This window comes from Streptomyces echinatus (genome assembly GCF_014203595.1).
Lineage (GTDB): Bacteria > Actinomycetota > Actinomycetes > Streptomycetales > Streptomycetaceae > Streptomyces > Streptomyces echinatus.
This window is the reverse complement of the sequence record NZ_JACHJK010000017.1, coordinates 90,737-108,903: the sequence shown is the minus strand read 5'-3', so window position 1 is coordinate 108,903 and position 18,167 is coordinate 90,737. Positions and strand designations below refer to the sequence as shown.

General features: G+C 71.9%; 16 protein-coding genes. 4 read left to right on the top strand and 12 right to left on the bottom strand.

Annotated elements, in window-relative coordinates:
- Window positions 1–61: 61 nt before the first annotated feature.
- Window positions 62–502 carry an Lrp/AsnC family transcriptional regulator gene (locus tag FHS34_RS35285; RefSeq protein WP_184973204.1) on the bottom strand — a complete coding sequence of 147 codons (441 nt, stop codon included), beginning with the start codon at window positions 500–502 and terminating at the stop codon, window positions 62–64.
- 234 nt (window positions 503–736) lie between these two features.
- On the opposite strand from FHS34_RS35285, the gene FHS34_RS35280 reads away from it, so the two are divergent.
- Window positions 737–1,171 (top strand): hypothetical protein, encoded by a 435-nt coding sequence (locus FHS34_RS35280; RefSeq protein WP_184973202.1) that lies wholly within the window; start codon window positions 737–739, stop codon window positions 1,169–1,171.
- 6 nt (window positions 1,172–1,177) lie between these two features.
- On the opposite strand, the gene FHS34_RS35275 is transcribed toward FHS34_RS35280, so the two are convergent.
- The 3 genes from FHS34_RS35275 to FHS34_RS35265 all read right to left on the bottom strand — a co-directional run bounded on the left by FHS34_RS35275 (window position 1,178) and on the right by FHS34_RS35265 (window position 4,902).
- A complete protein-coding gene (locus tag FHS34_RS35275) occupies window positions 1,178–2,275 on the bottom strand; it encodes a phosphotransferase family protein (RefSeq protein WP_184973199.1) in 1,098 nt (365 codons plus the stop codon).
- A gap of 11 nt (window positions 2,276–2,286) precedes the next feature.
- The gene (locus FHS34_RS35270) at window positions 2,287–3,387 is read right to left on the bottom strand and encodes an Rv3169 family protein (RefSeq protein WP_184973197.1); all 1,101 of its coding nucleotides are present in this window, start codon (window positions 3,385–3,387) and stop codon (window positions 2,287–2,289) included.
- Window positions 3,388–3,729: 342 nt separating this feature from the next.
- Entirely contained in the window at window positions 3,730–4,902 is a 1,173-nt protein-coding gene (locus FHS34_RS35265; protein WP_184973195.1) for an acyl-CoA dehydrogenase family protein, read from the bottom strand.
- A gap of 325 nt (window positions 4,903–5,227) precedes the next feature.
- Here FHS34_RS35265 and FHS34_RS35260 point away from each other — a divergent pair, with 325 nt between their 5' ends.
- The gene (locus FHS34_RS35260) at window positions 5,228–6,460 is read left to right on the top strand and encodes a glycoside hydrolase family 18 protein (RefSeq protein WP_184973192.1); all 1,233 of its coding nucleotides are present in this window, start codon (window positions 5,228–5,230) and stop codon (window positions 6,458–6,460) included.
- 80 nt (window positions 6,461–6,540) lie between these two features.
- Here FHS34_RS35260 and FHS34_RS35255 read toward each other — a convergent pair whose 3' ends face one another.
- The 5 genes from FHS34_RS35255 to FHS34_RS35235 form a co-directional block, all read right to left on the bottom strand.
- Window positions 6,541–7,194: a TetR/AcrR family transcriptional regulator gene (locus FHS34_RS35255; protein WP_372478621.1), complete on the bottom strand. Its 654-nt coding sequence runs from the start codon at window positions 7,192–7,194 to the stop codon at window positions 6,541–6,543.
- Window positions 7,195–7,428: 234 nt separating this feature from the next.
- Complete coding sequence (locus FHS34_RS35250; protein ID WP_184973188.1) at window positions 7,429–7,569, bottom strand: SCO1431 family membrane protein; 141 nt, start codon at window positions 7,567–7,569, stop codon at window positions 7,429–7,431.
- Between the two features lie 114 nt (window positions 7,570–7,683).
- On the bottom strand, window positions 7,684–9,054 hold the full coding sequence (locus FHS34_RS35245) for a C39 family peptidase (protein WP_184973185.1): 1,371 nt from the start codon (window positions 9,052–9,054) through the stop codon (window positions 7,684–7,686).
- A 244-nt stretch (window positions 9,055–9,298) separates the two neighbouring features.
- Complete coding sequence (locus FHS34_RS35240) at window positions 9,299–10,825, bottom strand: amino acid permease (RefSeq protein ID WP_221509875.1); 1,527 nt, start codon at window positions 10,823–10,825, stop codon at window positions 9,299–9,301.
- Between the two features lie 77 nt (window positions 10,826–10,902).
- Window positions 10,903–11,859 (bottom strand): hypothetical protein, encoded by a 957-nt coding sequence (locus tag FHS34_RS35235; RefSeq protein WP_184973181.1) that lies wholly within the window; start codon window positions 11,857–11,859, stop codon window positions 10,903–10,905.
- Between the two features lie 261 nt (window positions 11,860–12,120).
- Here FHS34_RS35235 and FHS34_RS35230 point away from each other — a divergent pair, with 261 nt between their 5' ends.
- The gene (locus FHS34_RS35230; protein ID WP_184973309.1) at window positions 12,121–12,741 is read left to right on the top strand and encodes a uridine kinase family protein; all 621 of its coding nucleotides are present in this window, start codon (window positions 12,121–12,123) and stop codon (window positions 12,739–12,741) included.
- Window positions 12,742–13,172: 431 nt separating this feature from the next.
- On the top strand, window positions 13,173–15,044 hold the full coding sequence (locus tag FHS34_RS35225; RefSeq protein ID WP_184973179.1) for an AAA family ATPase: 1,872 nt from the start codon (window positions 13,173–13,175) through the stop codon (window positions 15,042–15,044).
- 65 nt (window positions 15,045–15,109) lie between these two features.
- On the opposite strand, the gene FHS34_RS35220 is transcribed toward FHS34_RS35225, so the two are convergent.
- The 3 genes from FHS34_RS35220 to FHS34_RS35210 all read right to left on the bottom strand — a co-directional run bounded on the left by FHS34_RS35220 (window position 15,110) and on the right by FHS34_RS35210 (window position 18,155).
- Window positions 15,110–16,198, bottom strand: coding sequence for a hemolysin family protein (locus tag FHS34_RS35220; RefSeq protein WP_184973176.1), 1,089 nt, complete (start codon window positions 16,196–16,198; stop codon window positions 15,110–15,112).
- Complete coding sequence (locus tag FHS34_RS35215; protein WP_184973174.1) at window positions 16,195–17,529, bottom strand: hemolysin family protein; 1,335 nt, start codon at window positions 17,527–17,529, stop codon at window positions 16,195–16,197. The genes FHS34_RS35220 and FHS34_RS35215 overlap by 4 nt, the downstream gene beginning before the upstream one ends.
- Before the next feature lie 164 nt (window positions 17,530–17,693).
- Complete coding sequence (locus tag FHS34_RS35210) at window positions 17,694–18,155, bottom strand: PH domain-containing protein (protein ID WP_184973172.1); 462 nt, start codon at window positions 18,153–18,155, stop codon at window positions 17,694–17,696.
- Between the last annotated feature and the right edge of the window lie 12 nt (window positions 18,156–18,167).

Below are 18,167 nucleotides of genomic sequence, written 5' to 3'. Positions count from 1 at the left end.
GCCACGGGGCGGTGAAGTGACGGGACGGTGCGGTGGTGGGGCGGGGCAGGTGGGGCCGTCGTCAGATTTTCGGGGGGCGGGCCTCGTACGGTGTCGACAGCACCACCGTCGTCCGTGTCGACACGCCCGCCAGGCCGCGCAGCCGGGCCAGCAGTTCCTCCAGTTCGTGCGGTGTGGACACGCGCACCTTGAGGATGTAGTTCTCGTCGCCGGCCACGCTGTGGCAGGCCTCGATCTCGGGGACGCCGGCGAGGCGGTCCGCGATGTCGTCGGGAGCGCTGGGGTCGAACGGCTTCACCGAGATGAACGCGGTCAGGGGCAGCCCGACGGCCTCGGGGTCGACCACCGCGGCATAGCCGCGGATGACGCCACGCTGTTCCAGCCGGCGCACCCGCTGGTGCACGGCCGACGTGGACAGGCCCGTGGCCTTGCCCAGGTCTGTGTAGCTCATCCGCCCGTCCTTGACGAGCAGCTGCACGATTTGACGGTCCAGCTCCTCCATGTCGCCAAAACCTACAGTGCGCTTGATCTCTCCGGATACCTGAGAGGCCCAGGTCACTCCGCGTTCGGCGGAAAAGGCTCGGGGACGGGCACGTGCGGACGACATGTGATGAACACCACACGACTGGGACGGGCTCCGTGATGCGTTCGTGATTACCACCGAGGGCGGACGGGAAGTGCTTGCTGTGGTCGAGGCCGCAGCGCCTTCTCGGCCCATCCATAGGGGGAGAAACCCATGCAGAACACCCATCGCCCTGGTCGATCCGCGTCCACACGGCAGCAGCAGGTCGCGGAGCCCGAGCCGGAGGGCGTCGAACCCGACGCCTTCGAGGACGAACTGGACGCCTTCGACACCTTCGAGATGTACCGGGTGATCTGCCCGGACTGCGCGCAGCCGATCGCGCTGCTGGCGGACGAGGAGTCCCTGCCGGAACACGCGCTGTGCGCCTCGCCGTGGAACCCGTTCGGGCTCACGGTGTGCGCGGGTACGGGCCGTTCGGCGTCCGACGCCCGCCCCGCGGACGAGTCCGTCGAGCCGCAGGAGCAGGACACGGCCCTGCTGCTGACGCTCCCCCAGGGTCTGGACTGGCGGACGCAGCCCTTCTCGCACGTCGGCGGCCCGGGCTCGCGCCCGATGCGGGTGCCGTCGATGCGCGGCCAGGCCGCCTGAGCCGCCTCACCCCTCCCAGTACGTGCCCTGCACCATGGCGCGCAGACTGCCGTGGTGCAGGATCAGCGTGTCCGGATCCCGCGGGACGGCGACCTCCCCGAAGTACGCCTGACGGTAGGCGATGCGCAGCATGACGATCGCGTGCCGCAGGGCGGCGTACAGGGTGTAGAAGTCCATGTCCCGCGGGGTGTGACCGGTCAGGCGCGCATAGCGGGCCTCGACGCGGTCGCGGCGCAGGAAGCCGGGCAGCCCCCGCTGGCCGGAGCCGGTCGTGAGGTCCTGGAAGAACCGGTGCAGGTAGATCGTCCAGCCGAGGTCCACCTCGCGCGGGGCGAGCGCCGCCATCTCCCAGTCCAGTACGGCGACGGGCTCGAAGCCGTCGTAGACCACGTTCCCGATGCGGGCGTCTCCCCAGGTGAGGACGGGTTCCCCGGGTTCACGCGGCCACAGCCGCTCCAGCCGGTCGAACGCGGCCTCGATGAGGGGGGAGGGGGCGAGACCGTCGATCACCCAGGCGTAGTAGGCGCGTTGGGCCGTCACATGCCGGCGCAGTGCGTCCCCCTCACCCGGCAGGGCGAGGAACCCGGCCTCGGAGGCCGGGAGTTGGTCGTGCAGCCGGGCGAGCAACCCGACCGTGGCCGCCTCCAGGTGCTCGCGTTCGGCGTCGCTCGCCGCGTGCAGCCAGCTGCCCTCGTAGGTGTACGGCATGACGTCCGGCGGCACGCGGCCGGCGACCCGCTCCATGACGAGGAACGGCGCCCCGAGCGGGCCGGGGTCCTCCTCCAGCCACAGCGTCCGGGGCACGGGCACGTCCGTGTGCCCGGCGACGAGCTCCAGGGTGCGGTACTGCCGGGCCATGTCGTACTCGGGGAAGACGGTGTACGCGGCCGGGTCCGCCGCCAGCCGCAACGCGCAGGAGGCGACGGGCGGCCGGGGATGGTCGATGTCGAACAGCAGGGTCTCGCTGGACATGCCGTTGGAGGCCGGTACGGTGACGCCGGCCGCCTCGGCGCCGGGCAGCCGGGCGCCCAGCCAGGCGGTGAGGCGCCGGGTCAGCTCCTCGGGGTCCCGGGTGCTGGTGCGGGGACGCGGGGCCGTGGTCATCTCGTCCTCCCTCAGGGCGCGACCGAGTCGAAGCCGGTGAAGCCGCTCGGGTCGTGCCGGCCGAACGAGCCGTGCTCGAAGATGCCGTACCCCGTCCGCCCGTCGAACCGGAAGCGGGCGGAGTGGTCGGTGACGCCGTAGCCGGCCAGAGGGTGGGGCAGGTTCATGTCGTAGGCGCGGCGGTCGGTCCAGCCGGGCCCGCGCCAGGTGCCGTGCTGCCAGTCGTCCGCCGGCGGGTAGCCCGCGCCGAGCGCGAGCGGCGAGGAGGCGAGGATCTCGACGTCCAGCCTCCGCGGTGTGCGGGCGTCGCCGAGGTGGACGACCGCCCGTTCTGGATGGCGGGTGCCGGAGCGGTAGCCGATCTCGGCCTGCGGCCAGCCCAGTTGACGGTCGCGGTGGCCGGGGCGGACGAGGGTGGCGTCGTTCAGGGAGCGGTGGCCGTCGGCGTCCTCCTGGGTGATGACCATCAGGAAGCGGTCGCCGAAGCGGACCGGGCACCAGATCCAGTGGAAGCCCTCGGCGGGGTGGTCGGCGGCGAGCCGGCCTCCGTCCTCGCCTGGTATCGGCCGCACGCCCCAGCTGCGGTCCCGGGTGCCGGTCCAGTCGTCGGCGGTGACCCGGAACTCCGCTCCCCCGGCGTGGATCACGCCCTCCGCCGTGCCGGCCTGGACGAAGCGGCGCCCCTCCAGGGTGAGCCGGTCGCCCCGGCGCTGGAGGTGGTGCGGCTCCCAGAGGGCGGGGAAGGCGGCGGTCCAGGTGAGGTCGTAGGACAGCTGCTCGTCCTCGCAGATCAGGCGCAGCTTCTCGAGCGGCCGGGTGACCTCGATGCGCAGCGGTCCGACGGCGAGCCGCATCCGGTCCTCACCGAGGGCGTCCGAGGCGCGCACGGCGTGCAGGGTGTCCCCGGCGCGGAGGGTGGCGTAGGCGTCGATCACGCCCAGGTTCGGGTAGACGCCGAGGCCGAGGATGAGCAGTGCGCGGCCCTCGTGGTCCAGGACGTGGAAGATGCAGCGGTCGTAGGCGTTCCGGTCACCGGTCGCCACATGCTTCATGGAGAGCGGCACCTGGTGCACGGGGTACTCGTCGAGCGGTACGGGACGGTCGTCGGCCACGGACACCCCCTGGGCGATGGAGAGCTGACGGTACGTCAGCTCTCCGGAGGAGGCCAGAGGGCGAACCGGACGGGTGTGGACTGACGCTCGATTCCATCGGGGGGTGACCTGTCCGGACGTCGCCGCGTTGCCCAGGTATGACCCCCACGTACCCGGCGACCGGGCGTCAGCGCCGTATCTTCGTGCCGCGCCCGGCAGAATCGGTTCCGCCGCCCGCGCCGCAGGATCCGCCGATCTACCGCGACCTCATGCGGGTCTGGGCCGACCGGGGGCGCACCCTGCCGGGCCGCCACGACCCGGAGTGGAGCAGGCTGGCGGCCCCGACGGTCCTGACGGGCCAGTTCAGCGACCTTCTGGCCCCGCCACGTGACGGGCGATGACCATCCGCTGGATCTGGTTGGTGCCCTCGACGATCTGCAGGACCTTGGCCTCGCGCATGTAGCGTTCGGCCGGGAAGTCTGCGGTGTAGCCGTAGCCGCCCAGTATCTGCACCGCGTCGGTGGTGACCTTCATGGCCGTGTCGGTGCAGTGCAGCTTGGCCATGGCGGCCTGCTTGGCGAACGGCCGGCCGGCGTCCCTCAGCCGGGCCGCGGCCAGGTACAGCGCGCGGCCCGCCTCGATCTGGGTGGCCATGTCGGCGAGCATGAAGCGCAGGCCCTGGAAGTCGGCGACGGGACGGCCGAACTGGCGGCGCTCGGTGGCATAGCGGACCGCCTCGTCGAGGGCGGCCTGGGCGACGCCGACGGCGCAGGCCGCGATGCCGAGCCGGCCGGAGTCGAGCGCCGACAGGGCGATGGAGAAGCCCTGGCCCTCCTCCCCGATGCGCCGGTCGTCCGGGACGCGGACGCCGTCGAAGTGCACCTGTGCGGTGGGCGAGCCCTTCATGCCCATCTTCTTCTCGGGCGCCGCACCGCTGAGGCCGGGCGCGTCACCGGGCACGAGGAAGGCGGTGATCCCGCGCGGGCCGTCCTCGCCGGTGCGGGCCATCACGGTGTAGAAGTCGGCGATGCCGCCGTGGGTGATCCAGGCCTTGGTGCCGTCGATGACCCACTCGTCGCCGTCCCGGACGGCCTTGGTGCGCAGGGAGGCGGCGTCGGAGCCGGAGGACGGCTCGGACAGGCAGTACGCGCCGAGCAGGCCGCCGCCCAGCATGGCGGGCAGGTGCTCGACCTGCTGCTGCTTGGCGCCGTGGGTGGCGAGCGCGTAGGAGGCGAGCGTGTGGACGCTGACACCGAGGCCCACGGTGAGCCGGGCCGCGGCCAGCTCCTCCAGGACCTGGAGGTAGACCTCGTAGGGCTGGTCGCCGCCGCCGTACTCGGCGGCGTACGGCAGGCCCAGCAGGCCTGACTCGGAGAGCAGGGTGAAGATCTCGCGCGGGAAGCGTCCCGCGTCCTCCTCCTCCGCGGCCCTCGGCGCGATCTCGCGCTGGGCGATCTCCCGGACGAGGGCGAGCAGATCCCTCGCCTCTTCCGTCGGCAGTTGACGCTCCACCGGCTGCGGGTCGCGGACGGACATGGCGACGGGCTCCTCCCTGTTCGGACACCGGCGGTATCGGCCCGTGGTGGGGGCGGCTCCGCCTGATCGCTGTGCCGGAGGCGCCCGCTCCCGGGTCTCGGAAGCTGCTGACCAGCGGCATGCGCTGTGAGTATGCCCGATCGGCGACCTCCCGTCACCAGTTAACGACCGCTCACTTCAGGAATCCAGTCCGGGCACCCATCAGGGCCGATATTGGTCCGAACCATTGACCAAATGGTCTAGTCCTCCTACTGTGCATGACCAACGCTTTACCGCGTTCATGCCAATCGGCGCGCATTCCCCTCTCCCCCACGAGGAGACACCGATGCACACTCCCCACCGCACCCTCGTCCGGGCGCTCGTCTCGGCCGCGTGTACCGCCGCCCTCGGCGCGGGCCTGCTGGCCGGCACGGGCACGGCGACCGCGGCGGCACCGAGCGCCCCGCAGGTGAAGGCCGGCTCCAAGGTCGTCGGCTACTTCACCGAATGGGGCACCTACGACCGCAAGTACTACGTCAAGAACATCGAGACCTCGGGCTCCGCGGCCAGGCTGACCCACATCAACTACGCCTTCGGCAACGTCACCGGCGGCAGGTGCGCGATGGGCGACTCCTACGCGGCGACCGACCGGGCCTACACCGCGGCCGAGTCCGTCGACGGCGTCGCCGACACCTGGGACCAGCCGCTGCGCGGCAACTTCAACCAGCTGCTGAAGCTGAAGAAGAAGCACCCGGGCCTGAAGGTCCTGTGGTCCTTCGGCGGCTGGACCTGGTCGGGCGGCTTCGGCGAGGCCGCGAAGAACCCCGCCGCCTTCGCCCAGTCCTGCTACGACCTGGTGAAGAACTCCAAGTGGGCGGGCGTCTTCGACGGCATCGACATCGACTGGGAGTACCCGAACGCCTGCGGCAACACCTGCGACACCAGCGGGCGGGAGGCCTTCAAGAACCTGATGGCCGCGCTGCGGTCGAAGTTCGGCTCCGGGAACCTGGTGACGGCGGCGATCACCGCGGACGCCACCAGCGGCGGAAAGATCGACGCGGCCAACTACGCCGGAGCCGCCCAGTACGTCGACTGGTACAACCCGATGACGTACGACTACTTCGGCGCCTGGGACGCGGCCGGCCCGACCGCCCCGCACTCCCCGCTGAACTCCTACGCGGGCATCCCGAAGGCGAACTACCACTCCTCGGCGACCGTCGCCAAGCTCAGGGGGCTCGGCGTCCCGGCCTCCAAGCTGCTGCTCGGCATCGGCTTCTACGGCCGCGGCTGGACGGGGGTCACCCAGGCGGCGCCCGGCGGCACGGCCACCGGCCCGGCGGCCGGCACGTACGAGCAGGGCATCGACGACTACAAGGTGCTCAAGGCCAAGTGCCCGGCGACCGGCACGGTGGGCGGCACGGCCTACGCCAAGTGCGGGAACGACTGGTGGAGTTACGACACCCCGGCGACCATCGCCACGAAGATGACGTACAAGGACCAGCAGGGGCTCGGCGGCACCTTCTTCTGGGAGCTGAGCGGCGACACCGCGAACGGTGAGCTGATCAAGGCGATCCACTAGCCCCGCACCGGGGGACGGCGGAGCGGGGGTCACGGGCCTCCGCTTCCTCGTTCCCGGCCGTCCCGGCAGGCGGGCGGTGCTCAGCCGTCCCGGCGGGCGGGCGGCGGGGCCGGGTAGGCGGGGTCCAGCTCCTCGACGGCGCGCAGGGCCCCGCCGAGCGTCTTCACGAGCAGCTCGCGCATGGTGTCGCGGGACAGCCCGGGGCGGTCTATCCAGTCCAGGGTGGCACCCTCCACGCTGCACACCCAGGAGAGCAGGCCCATCCGGGCCAGCGGGGCTGTCTCGCGGCGGCCGTAGGCACCCTCGGCGATCGTGGCGACGATCGCCTCGCGCACGCCGTCGCGGATCGCGTGCACCTCCGTGTCGAAGCCGACACCGCCGCTGACGATGGTGCGGTAGGCGGCCTGGTGGTTCTCGGCGTAGCGCAGATAGCCGTCGATGGTGCGGTGCACGCGGTCCACGGCGGGCAGCCGGAGGCCGCCGGCGGCGGAGGTGACCAGGTCGGCGACGGAGTCCTGGATGATCGCCAGGTAGTAGCCGCGCTTGGAGCGGAAGTAGTAGTAGATCAGGCCCTTGGCGACGTGGGCGTGCCGGGCGATGTCGTCCATGGACAGGGCGTCGTAGGACGTGTCGGCGAACAACTTCCGCCCGATGGCGATGAGTTCGGCACGACGCGCCGTGGAGCGCTCGGTGCCGCGCACCGGGGTGGCGGCACGCTGCTGCGGCATGTTCAAGATCGACCCTGTCTAGGCGCGGCGAGACATCCGCAGTATGTCAGAACATGCAGCGCGCGGAGGCGGTCGGTACGGAACCGTCTGAGCGGTCGGTTCAGGAGCGTGGGGGCGGTACGAGAGCACCGTCCCGGAGCCCGCGTGGCTCGGCACCGGAGCCCGCGCGAGGCCGGGCGGACACCCGCGCGGGACCGGGCGGACGTGCGCGCGGGACCGGGCGGACGTGCGCGCGTCGGCTCAGAGAAGGCCGAGCTGGGTCACGAGCATCGCGAGCACCGCGACGAGGACCCAGCCCATGACGTGCTCGACGATCTTCGGGCCGTCTTCCTGGGGGCCGCCGGTGCGGACGCGGGTGGCGGTGGCCGGGTGTGCGGTCATGGTGTTACTCGCAGAGGTCGGACGTACATGGTCGAATCCCCCCGTACACCCGTCCACCTTGCCACCCGCGACGGCGTTCGGGGCGATGAGCTTGGTCACACGCCCGTCGGCGGGTCAGTGCACGCCCACCAGGGCGAGCGCCTTGCGCTGGCGCGGGCTCGGGTGGGCCGGGAAGTAGAGGTAGCAGACCCCTCCGGTGCCGGAGACGACCTTCCCGGAGGCGTTGTACCGCTTGGTCCGCAGCCAGATGTTCTCGAACTCCCGGCGCAGATAGACCCGTCGGACCGCCGCGTCGTCCGCCGACGCCGGATCGTTCGCGATCACGTCGCCGTCCGCGGTGAACCCGATCACCGTCATCAGGTGCCCGGAGGTGCCGTACCCGGCGCCGGTCAGCTCGGTCTTCAGGAAGGACTGGGACGTTATGGCCGGGATGCCGGCCGCGATCAGCGTCTCCAGGTCGGTGAGGGAGGCGAGCCGGGTGACCACGCCCTGCAGACCCTCGAAGGTGGCCGCGTAGGCCGCGTTGAAGGGCCAGTTGCCGCAGCCCTCGTACTGGTGGTCGTAGGTGAACCGGGCCGCGTGGTCGACCTGCGGGTCGGCGTAGGACGGGTCGACCCAGGACAGCTGCTCGCGGGTGAGCCTGCCGCCCCAGTACTCGACGATCATCTGCGAGGAGGTCGGGCTGCACCATGCCTCGCCACCGCTGTCGTACTCGGGGTACTGGCCCTTGTGGATCTCCTGCGAGTAGCGCGGGACGGCCAGTTCCTGGGCGAGGCCGGGGGTGGAGGCCGGGACGGTGAAGCGGTCGGGGATGTCGGAGCCCATCGCGCCGAGCCGCCAGACGGTCGGCGTGAGGTGCGTGCCGGGCCGCCGGTACAGGGTGAGGCGCAGCCGGTACGCCGTCAGGCGCAGGCCGGTGCTCGCGTCGTCGATGGCGAAGGTGTCGGTCCAGATGGTGCTTCTGCCGTCGGTCTGGTCGTCCACCGAGGTCCGCTTGATGTCCTGGTCGCCGGCCGCCCAGCGGCCCATCACGTACCAGGGTGTCTCCGTGCCGTCGGAGTACGTGCCGAGCAGCTCGACCTGGATCCAGGTGCCGTCGGGCGTGTGCGCGTTCCAGGAGGCGACGGCCTCGGTGGCGGGCACGGCGAGCCGGTGCACCGGGGAGGTCCAGGTGGCGTAGTCCCAGGCGGCGGTGGTGCCGGTGTGCGGGTCGGTGTAGTCGGTGCGCCCGGCGGGGGCGCCGATCACGACGCCGGGCCGGCGGCCGGAGACGGCCCGGGTGCCCTGGGCGGTCCCGCTGCGCCATTCGCGGTGCGTCGTCCAGGCGTGATAGTCGATCGGGCGGGCCTGCGCCCCGCCGGGTCCGTCGGCGTCGGCGGCGGGTCGCGGTGCGGCGGCGGCAGCGGGGGCCGCTGTGCCGGTCACCGCCGCTGCGACGGCCACCGCCAGAACGGTTCTTCGGGACGGCTCTTGAACTCTGCTCATGGGCGCGATGACCCCCAGGGTGTCCGAGTCGGGCTGGTCCGGTGCACGTTGTGCGCCAACTATGGAGCAGGCCGGATTCCGCTGCCAGCACTTCGGCGCATGCCGCGGCACGAATATTGGTCTCGGCCACTGGAACGCCGGTGGGACGGGCCGGCGCCCCGAGGGGGCGCGGGGAACCACGCGACCGGTCCCCACGCCCCCGCACCCGGCCGCGACGCGCGGCCGCCCGGGCCGGACCGCCCGGTCAGACCAGGTCCATCGCGGCGACCTCGTCGGGGCGGCCGTAGCTGACCGGGCCCTGGAAGCGGCGGCGGGCGGTGGCGAACCACCACACCGTGGCCACCAGCAGGACGACGGCGAGCGCGATCGGCGCGTAGTTGAAGGAGTCGGCCGTGATCGGCGAGGCCTGCGGCAGCATGAACAGGACGCTGCTGAGCAGGATCCAGACCACCGCGAGCCAGCCGATCGGCCTGCCCCAGCGGCCCAGGTGCCAGGGCCCCGGCTGGAACGCGTCACCGAGCCGCAGCCGCAGGAAGATCGGCACGGCGTAGGCGAGGAAGAGCCCGACCACGTTGACGCTGACGATGGCGGTGAACGCCGTGTGCGACCACCAGCCCGGCACGACCAGGGCCAGCGAGCAGGCGACCGCGAGCCACACGGCCTTCACCGGGGTACGGGTCCGCAGCGAGACCGAGTGCCACCAGCGGGAGCCGGGCATGGCACCGTCCCGGGAGAAGGCGAAGATCTGCCGGGTGTTGCTGGTGAGGTTGGCGAGACCGCAGAACAGCATCGCGCCGATGACGATGAGCAGCATCACCTTGGCGGTGCGCAGGCCGAGGCCGTCGATGAGGATCTGGACGGGCGGCGCGGCGGCACCGGCCACCTCGGCGTAGTCGCCGATGCTGTAGACCAGTGCCAGCATCAGGATCAGACCGGTGATCGCCGAATATCCGATGGCGCGGGTGATGCCCTTCGGGGCGCTGACCGTCGCGTGGACCGTTTCCTCGGACATGTGGAAGCTGCCGTCGAACCCGGTGAAGGTCCAGCTGGTCACCAGCAGGCCGAGCATCCCGCCGTAAAGCCCGTTGGTGAAGCCGGTGTTGTTCTCGAAATGGGTGACGAAGGACGCCTGCTGATGCTGGTCGGGCATCACGATGAGTGCCCCCACGATCACGACGAGTCCGATCAGCAGCCACCACACGGAAATGCGGTTCAGGACCGCGACGAGCTGGACGGTGTAGGTGTTGGCGAGTCCCTGCAGAACGATGATCAGTGCCGTGATGAGAACGGTCTGGTGCGCGGTCGGCTCGTACGAGGGCCACTGCAGCTGCACGAACACCTGGATGAAGGTGGCGGCGGCGTAGCCGGTGGCGGCGGTGCCGCCGATCTGGCCCACGAAGTTCAGCCAGCCGGTGTACCAGGACCAGGCGCCCTTGTGCCGCTTGGCGAGTTTGCCCGCGGAGAAGTAAAGGGCACCGCTCGTCGGATAGGCGGAGGCGACTTCCGCCATGGCCGCGCCGATGAGCAGCACCATGACCGACACGCCGATCCAGCCGAATACGAGAATGCGGGGGCCGCCCGCGTTCAGGCCGAATCCGAAGGACGAGAAAATACCCGAGAGGATATTGATGATGGTGAAGGAGATCGCGAAATTGTCGAACGCCTTGAAGCGCCGGGTGAGTTTCCGCGGATAACCCATCGCATGCAGGGTGGCGTCGTCGTCGAGCACGACGGTGTCCGCGGCCCGGGCGTGCGCCCGGGAAGTCGGCATCCGTTCCGACACGGATCGGCCTTTCTCTCGATGGGACAGGGGACGGATCTCTTGGTGGGCAGGAGGGACGAACGGGGTCAGCCGGACCCCGGCACGGGCAGGCCGCAGGCGCGCCGGGCCCGGGAGAGCTGCTCCGCGGGATCGCCGAAGGCGCTCCAGGGCATGCGCGAGGCGTACGGGCCCGCCGCCGTGAAGACCGCCCGGGCCTCGAACTCGCGCCGGCCCATGACCAGCGCGTGCGCGAGGTAGGCCAGGTCGAGCACCGGGGTGAAGCGGTAACCGGCCACCGTGGGCAGCCAGTTCTGGTAGATCGCGAGCGCGGTGGAGCGCCACTGGGGCTGTTCCCAGATCTGCTCGGCGAGCAGCTGGGTGGGGTTGTAGCTCTCCACCAGGGCCACCAGGGGCAGCAGCCGCAGAGCGGAGTCGCCGGGCGCCCGCTGGCTGAGGAAGGCGGCGACGTCCCAGGCGGCGGTGACCGAGCCGCCGTACCGGGTGAAGAAGCAGGACAGGAACCGGTGGTGGGCCTCGCGGTGCCAGGGGTCCAGGGACAGGATGTGCGCGAACAGCCGCCAGGGGCCGGGCGGGGCGGTGAGCAGGCCCTGCGGGGCCGGGTCGCGCAGCCGGTGCAGCCGGGCCATCGCGAGCCGGGCGACCCAGGGGGTGGGGTCGGCGGGGGCCGCGTCGGCGGCCCGGTCGCAGGCGGTCAGCGCGATCCGCTCCAGCGCCCCGGCGCGGTCGTCGCGCGCGTCGGCGGCCCGCAGGGCGCGCTGCACCGCGACCCGGGCCCACATCAGCGCGGCCTCGGGCGTGGCCTCCTCGGCGAGCCAGCGTTCCACCAGGTCGGTGCCGGCCGCCTCGGAGGCGAGGACCAGCGAGCGGTGGGCGCGCAGGGCGAGGTCGGAGCGGGTCTCGGCGAGCGCCTCGTGGGCGGACCGATAACGTCCGGCGCGCACGTCGACGCAGACGCTCGCCAGGACGCGGTCGTCGGCCGCCGGATGCCATACGTAGTGCCCCTCGAATAACTCCGCGGCCATGTCCCCCCGCCAGTCCCCGCTCGTCGCATCACGTTGCGCAGGAGGCACCTTACTCAGCGTGGGGCACACCCGAAACGCCGAATTCGACATATCGGTCAGGGGATTCGTCGTGTTTATCGGTGCGATTGACTGGCCGCCAGCCGGTGATTCAATACGCGACTTTTCCCCGGGCGGAGTGCCCGCCGGACCGGTCACCCGGGGGCCGCTACTAGACTGTTTCACGGAAAACCCCCCACACCGCATCACACCTCGGGAATCGCCATTCACGACCTCGCCGCCCGGCTGCGCGGGCTCCCCCCTTCGCTGGGACCGGTCCGGCTGATCGGTGTCGACGGGCACGCCGGGTCGGGGAAGTCCACCTTCGCCGGGCGGCTGGCGCGGGCGCTGGACGGGGCTCCAGTGCTCCACCTGGACGACATCGCCAGCCATGAACAGCTCTTCGCCTGGACCGGCCGGCTCATGTCCGAGGTGATCGGACCGCTGGCGCGCGGTGAGCGCGCGCACTTCACCCCGTACGACTGGCGGGCCCGCGCCTTCGGCATGCCGCGTCCGCTGCCGGCCGCGCCCGTCGTCCTGATCGAGGGCGTCGGCGCCGGCCGTCGCGCGCTGCGGCCGCATCTCGCGGGACTGCTGTGGATGGAGCTGCCCCAGGAGGAGTCGTGGGCGCGTGGCCGCCGGCGGGACGGAGTGGAACAGCGGGAGTTCTGGGACGGCTGGATCGCGGCGGAGCGGGCGCACTTCGCCGCCGACCCCTCGCGCCCCCATGCCGATCTTCTGGTGCTGCAGCGACAAGAGGGGTACGAGGTGCTGCCGGGACCCGGCGCGACCCCCGCAGCCGGACAGGGCGTGACGCTGAGTGAGGGACCGTCCTCGATGTGGTGAAGTGGTGAAGAGCCTTGCGGGGCAAGTTATCCGAGTGCCTCAACTGTGCTTGACCCGGGGGCCGTACAGGACTTACGTTCTCAATGTGCGGCTTTCGGAGCCGCCCCTCGACACGAAGCCCCCGGTTGTTCCCCCGTGACCGGGGGCTTCGTTCTGCCCGCGGGACGGGATTTCCGGCTGCCCCCCGCACCGATCCTCTCACCCTCGGTCACGAAACGCCGTGCGCCCCGTCTGCTCCCACCTCGCCGAACGGCCCGTGCGGCACCCTTCGGCCCGCGCAGGTACCGCGGGTACGATGCCCTCGGTGCGACCTTCGAGCGACTGCCTCGCGCACCTGCAACTCCGGTCCGCGGCACAGCGGTTCGACCGCGGCGGCCGTCGGGCGACCGCCCGGTGGTGAACCACGGGGACACGGTCTGTGGGGGGACGTGATGGACTTCGGCACGCAGGGCCCCGAGGCCCCGGCCGACCTCGCCTGGCTGCGGGGGGTGGACGCCTACACGATGGGCGCCTACCCGCAGGCGGAGGAGGAGTTCCGCACCGCGGTGCGGATGGACCCGGGCATGGCGGACGCCTGGCTCGGGCTGCACGCGCTGCGGATCGACACGACCACCGCGCTGCTGCGGATGTTCCGGCACCGCGAACGCTTCGGCGAACAGCGCACCCGCCACCGCCGCACCCTCAACTCCTGGTATTGGCTGGGCTGGTGGGTGCAACCGGTGCTGGAGAGCCCGCGTGATCTGCTGCTGGCACACGCCTCCCACTGGCTGGACGGCCGGCACGTGCCCGAGCTGGACCGCGCCCTCGCCGGGCTGCCCCCGGTCGACGCCGACGCCCAGGTCCGCTTCCTGCACGCCTGCCGCGCCTATCTGGTCAAGGACTGGGAGCAGCTGGTCCGGCACACCGACCCGCTGCTGGACGATCCCATGCTCGGCATCGAGGCCGGCCTGTTCGGCGGCATGGCCCGGGTCCGGCTGGAGATGTACGGCCAGGCCGAGCCGCTGCTGTCGGCGGCGCTGATGCGGTGCCGCAGCGAGCAGCCGCAGCGCAAGGAGCTGCGCTACTGGCTGGCCCGGGCCCACGAGGGCACCGGCCGCAGCGCCGCCGCGCTCCCCCTGTACCGGGCGGTGCACCGGGTCGACCCGGCCTTCATGGACACCTCCGCCCGGCTCGCCGCGATCGCCGAGGGCGACGGCTACGACGACGCGGCAGGCTTCGCCGCGATCACGCTGACCGGCGCGGGCCAGGACACGGTGGACGGACCCGACGGGTTCGATCCGCTGTTCGGGACGGAGGGCCGTGATCTGCGGCTGCCGGAGCCCGATCTGCCGACGGGGCCGCTGCCGTCGGTCGCCGACCCCTCGGTACGCGTCAGGACGGGGCCGGCCGGGGTGACCACCTCACCGATCCCGGCCGGGCCGACCGATCCCGCGTTGCTCGAGGAGGCGCTCGCCGAACTGGAGCGCATGGTGGGGCTCGAACCAGTGAAACGCCAGGTCAAGGCGCTGTCCGCGCAGTTGAACATGGCGCGGCTGCGGGCCGGGCAGGGGCTGCCGGTGCAGCCGCCCAAGCGGCACTTCGTCTTCTCCGGTCCGTCCGGCACGGGCAAGACCACGGTCGCGCGGATCCTGGGCCGGGTGTTCTACGCCCTGGGCCTGCTCGGCGGCGACCACCTCGTGGAGGCCCAGCGGGCCGACCTGGTCGGCGAGTACCTCGGGCAGACGGCCGTGAAGGCCAACGAGCTGATCGACTCCGCGATCGGCGGGGTGCTGTTCGTGGACGAGGCGTACGCGCTGTCCAACACCGGGTACGGCAAGGGCGACGCGTACGGCGACGAGGCGCTCCAGGTGCTGCTGAAGCGGGCCGAGGACAACCGGGACCACCTGGTGGTGATCCTGGCCGGCTATCCGGAGGGCATGGACCGTCTGCTCGCCGCCAACCCCGGCCTGTCGTCCCGCTTCACGACCCGGGTGGACTTCCCCTCCTACCGGCCACCGGAACTCACCGAGATCGGCAAGGTCCTGGCGGCGGAGAACGGGGACCTGTGGGACGAGGAGGCGCTGGAGGAGCTGCGTTCCATCGCCGGGCACGTGGTCGACCAGGGCTGGATCGACGAGCTGGGCAACGGACGGTTCCTGCGGACGCTGTACGAGAAGAGCTGCGCCTACCGGGATCTGCGGTTGTCGGCGTACACCGGATCCCTGTCCCGGGCGGACCTGGCGACCCTGCGGCTGCCCGACCTGATGCAGGCGTACGGGGAGGTGCTGTCGGGGCGGGGGCCGCAGGATCCACCGGGGTTGTAGCGGCGGTCCGCGGGCGCGTGGGGATCCGCGCGGGCGATCCCCACGCACCCCGGGGTGACCACCGGCTACGTGGCCAGCGCCTGCTCCGGCTCCCCGCTCGTCCTCGGTTCCGTCAGGGTCACGTCGGACACCTCCCGGTGCGCCGGGTCCCGCACCTCGCCCACCAGGAGTTCCAGCACGTCCTCCAGGGCGACCAGGCCGAGGACCCTGCCGCCGGCGTCGGCCACCTGGGCCAGGTGCGTGGCGGCCCGGCGCATCACGGTGAGGGCGTCGTCCAGCGGCAGTTCGGCCCGGAGCGTGGCCATGGGGCGCCAGACGTGCTGCGGGACGGCCCGGTCGGAGTCCTCCAGATCGAGCACGTCCTTCACATGGACGTACCCCATGAAGGGGCCCTTCTCGCCGGCCGCGACCGGGAAGCGGGAGTAGCCCGTGCGGGCCGTCAGCTCCACGATCTGCCCCGGGGTGACCGACGGGGCCACCGTGACCAGCGACTCGCGGCGCAGCAGGACGTCCGTCACGGGGCGGGAGCCCAGCTCCAGGGCGTCTTCCAGGCGCTCCCGCTCCTCGGGGCCGAGCAGGCCCGCCTGGCCGGAGTCCTCCAGCAGGCGGTTGAGCTGCTCGGTGGTGACGACCGCCTCGACCTCGTCCTTGGGCTCGACCCGGAACAGCCGCAGGATGCCCTGGGCGCAGGTGCCGAGGGCCGCGGTGATCGGCTTGCAGAGGCGGGCGAACCAGACCAGGCCGGGGCTGAGCCAGAGCGCCGCCTTCTCGGGCGCCGCCATGGCGAGGTTCTTCGGCACCATCTCGCCGATGACCAGGTGGAAGAAGACCACCGCGGCCAGGGCGATGACATAGCCGAGGGGGTGGACCATGCCGTGCGGGACGCGGATCCACTCGAACAGCGGCTCCAGCAGGTGCGCCACCGTCGGCTCGGCGACCGCGCCGAGCGTCAGGGAGCAGACGGTGATGCCGAACTGGGCGGCGGCCATCATCTGCGGCAGGCGTTCGAGGCCGTACAGCACCTGGCGGGCCCGGGCCGTGCCGAGCGGTTCGATCTGGCTGCGGCGGACGGAGACGAGCGCGAACTCGGCGCCGACGAAGAAGCCGTTGGCGAGCACGAGAGCTGCGGCGAAGACCAGTTGGAGGACGCTCATCGGGCGGCCTCCAGCACGCCCGCCGCCGGGGCCGTCCGGACCAGACGGACCCGCTCGGCGCGGTAGTGGCCGACCTGGCGGACCGAGAGCCGCCAGCCGGGCAGCTCGGCCCGGTCGCCCGGGGCCGGGATCCGGCCGAGCAGATCGGCGACCAGGCCGGCGACGGTCTCGTACGGACCCTCGGGCACGTCCAGGCCTATGCGCTGGAGGATGTCGACGCGGCAGCTGCCGTCGACGTCCCAGGCGGGCCTGCCGTCCTCGGGCGGTGCGGGGGCCAGCTCGGGCATGTCCTTGGCGTCGTGCTCGTCGCGGACCTCGCCGACCAGCTCCTCGACGATGTCCTCCAGGGTGACCACGCCGGCCGTGCCGCCGTACTCGTCCACGACGACCGCGATGGGCTGCTCGCTGCGCAGGCGGGTGAGCAGGGGCTGGACGGGCAGGGTCTCGGGGACCAGGAGCGCCTTGCGGGCGATGCGGCTCACCGGGGTGCGCAGCCGGTCGTGGACAGGGACGGCCAGTGCGTCCTTGAGGTGTGCCATGCCGACGATCTCGTCGATCTTCTCCCGGTAGACGGGGAAGCGGGACAGACCGGTGGCCCGGGTGAGGTTGACGACGTCCTCGGCGGTGGCCGAGTCCTGGAGGGCGCTGACCTTCACGCGCGGGGTCATGACGTGCTGGGCGGTCAGCTCGCCCAGGGACAGGGTGCGGACGAACAGGTCGGCCGTGTCCTGCTCCAGGGCGCCGGCCTGGGCGGAGTGCCGGGCCAGCGAGACGAGTTCGCCGGGGGTGCGGGCGGAGGCCAGCTCCTCGGCGGGCTCGACGCCGAGGGCGCGGACCAGCCGGTTGGCGACCGTGTTCAGCGCGGAGATCACCGGGCGGAACAGCCGGGCGAAGCGGTGCTGGGGGCCCGCGACGAAGCGCGCGACCTGCAGCGGCCGGGACACCGCCCAGTTCTTGGGTACGAGTTCGCCGATCACCATCTGGATGGCGGAGGCCAGCAGCATGCCGACGACCACGGCGACGCCGGAGGCGGCACCCGCCGGGATGCCGAGCGCGGCGAACGGGCCGTGCAGCAGCCCGGCCAGGGCCGGTTCGGCGAGCATGCCGACGACCAGGGAGGTGATGGTGATGCCGAGCTGGGTGCCGGAGAGCTGGAAGGACAGCTCCTTCAGCGACTCCACGACCGTACGGGCCCGGTGGTCGCCGTCGGCGGCGGCCTTCTCGGCGTCTTGGCGCTCCACCGTCACCAGGCCGAACTCGGCGGCCACGAAGAATCCGTTGGCGAGAATCAGCAGGAGCGCCGCTCCGAGGAGCAGCAGAGAGGTGGTCACGCTGCCACCGCCTTCCCGGTATGTCGGGCAGGGGTGGCGCAGGTACTACAGGACGATCCGTCCATCGCCGGAGGGATTCACTCCTCGGGTAGCAGGAACCCCCGGGCACCGGGCGGTGCGCAGGGGCGGAGGCACAGCGGGAAGGCCTCCGCCCACCAGATTAATCAAGATCTGGGCTCGTGCGGCAGGGCGGACGTGCCCGAGTGGGCCTCGGCGAGGGCGCGCAGGGCCTTGGCGTCAGCGATGGCCCGCTGCTTGGCGATGCCCGGCTGGATGCCGAGCGCGGGCAGGCTGGTGCCGTCGCTGAGGTCGAGGAACACCCAGGGGTCACCCGGCCGGAGGTTCACCCGCAGGATCTCCTCCCAGGCCAGGCGCCGCTTGCCGGCGATGTTGACCACGGTGACACCGGAGTCGTCGGCGACCACCTTCACCCGGGCGAGCTGGGCCAGGGCCCAGAAGCCGAGCGCCCCGGTGAGGATGAAGGTGAGCCGCGACCCCGGGCCGATGTGCTCCAGCAGCAGCGCGATCGCGCTTATCACCACGAAGATCACGACACCGGCGGTGAGCAGGATCACCCGGGTGCGGCCCGGCCGGAAGGTGACGGGGAGGGTGGGCAGGTCGGACATCGGTCGGCGTGT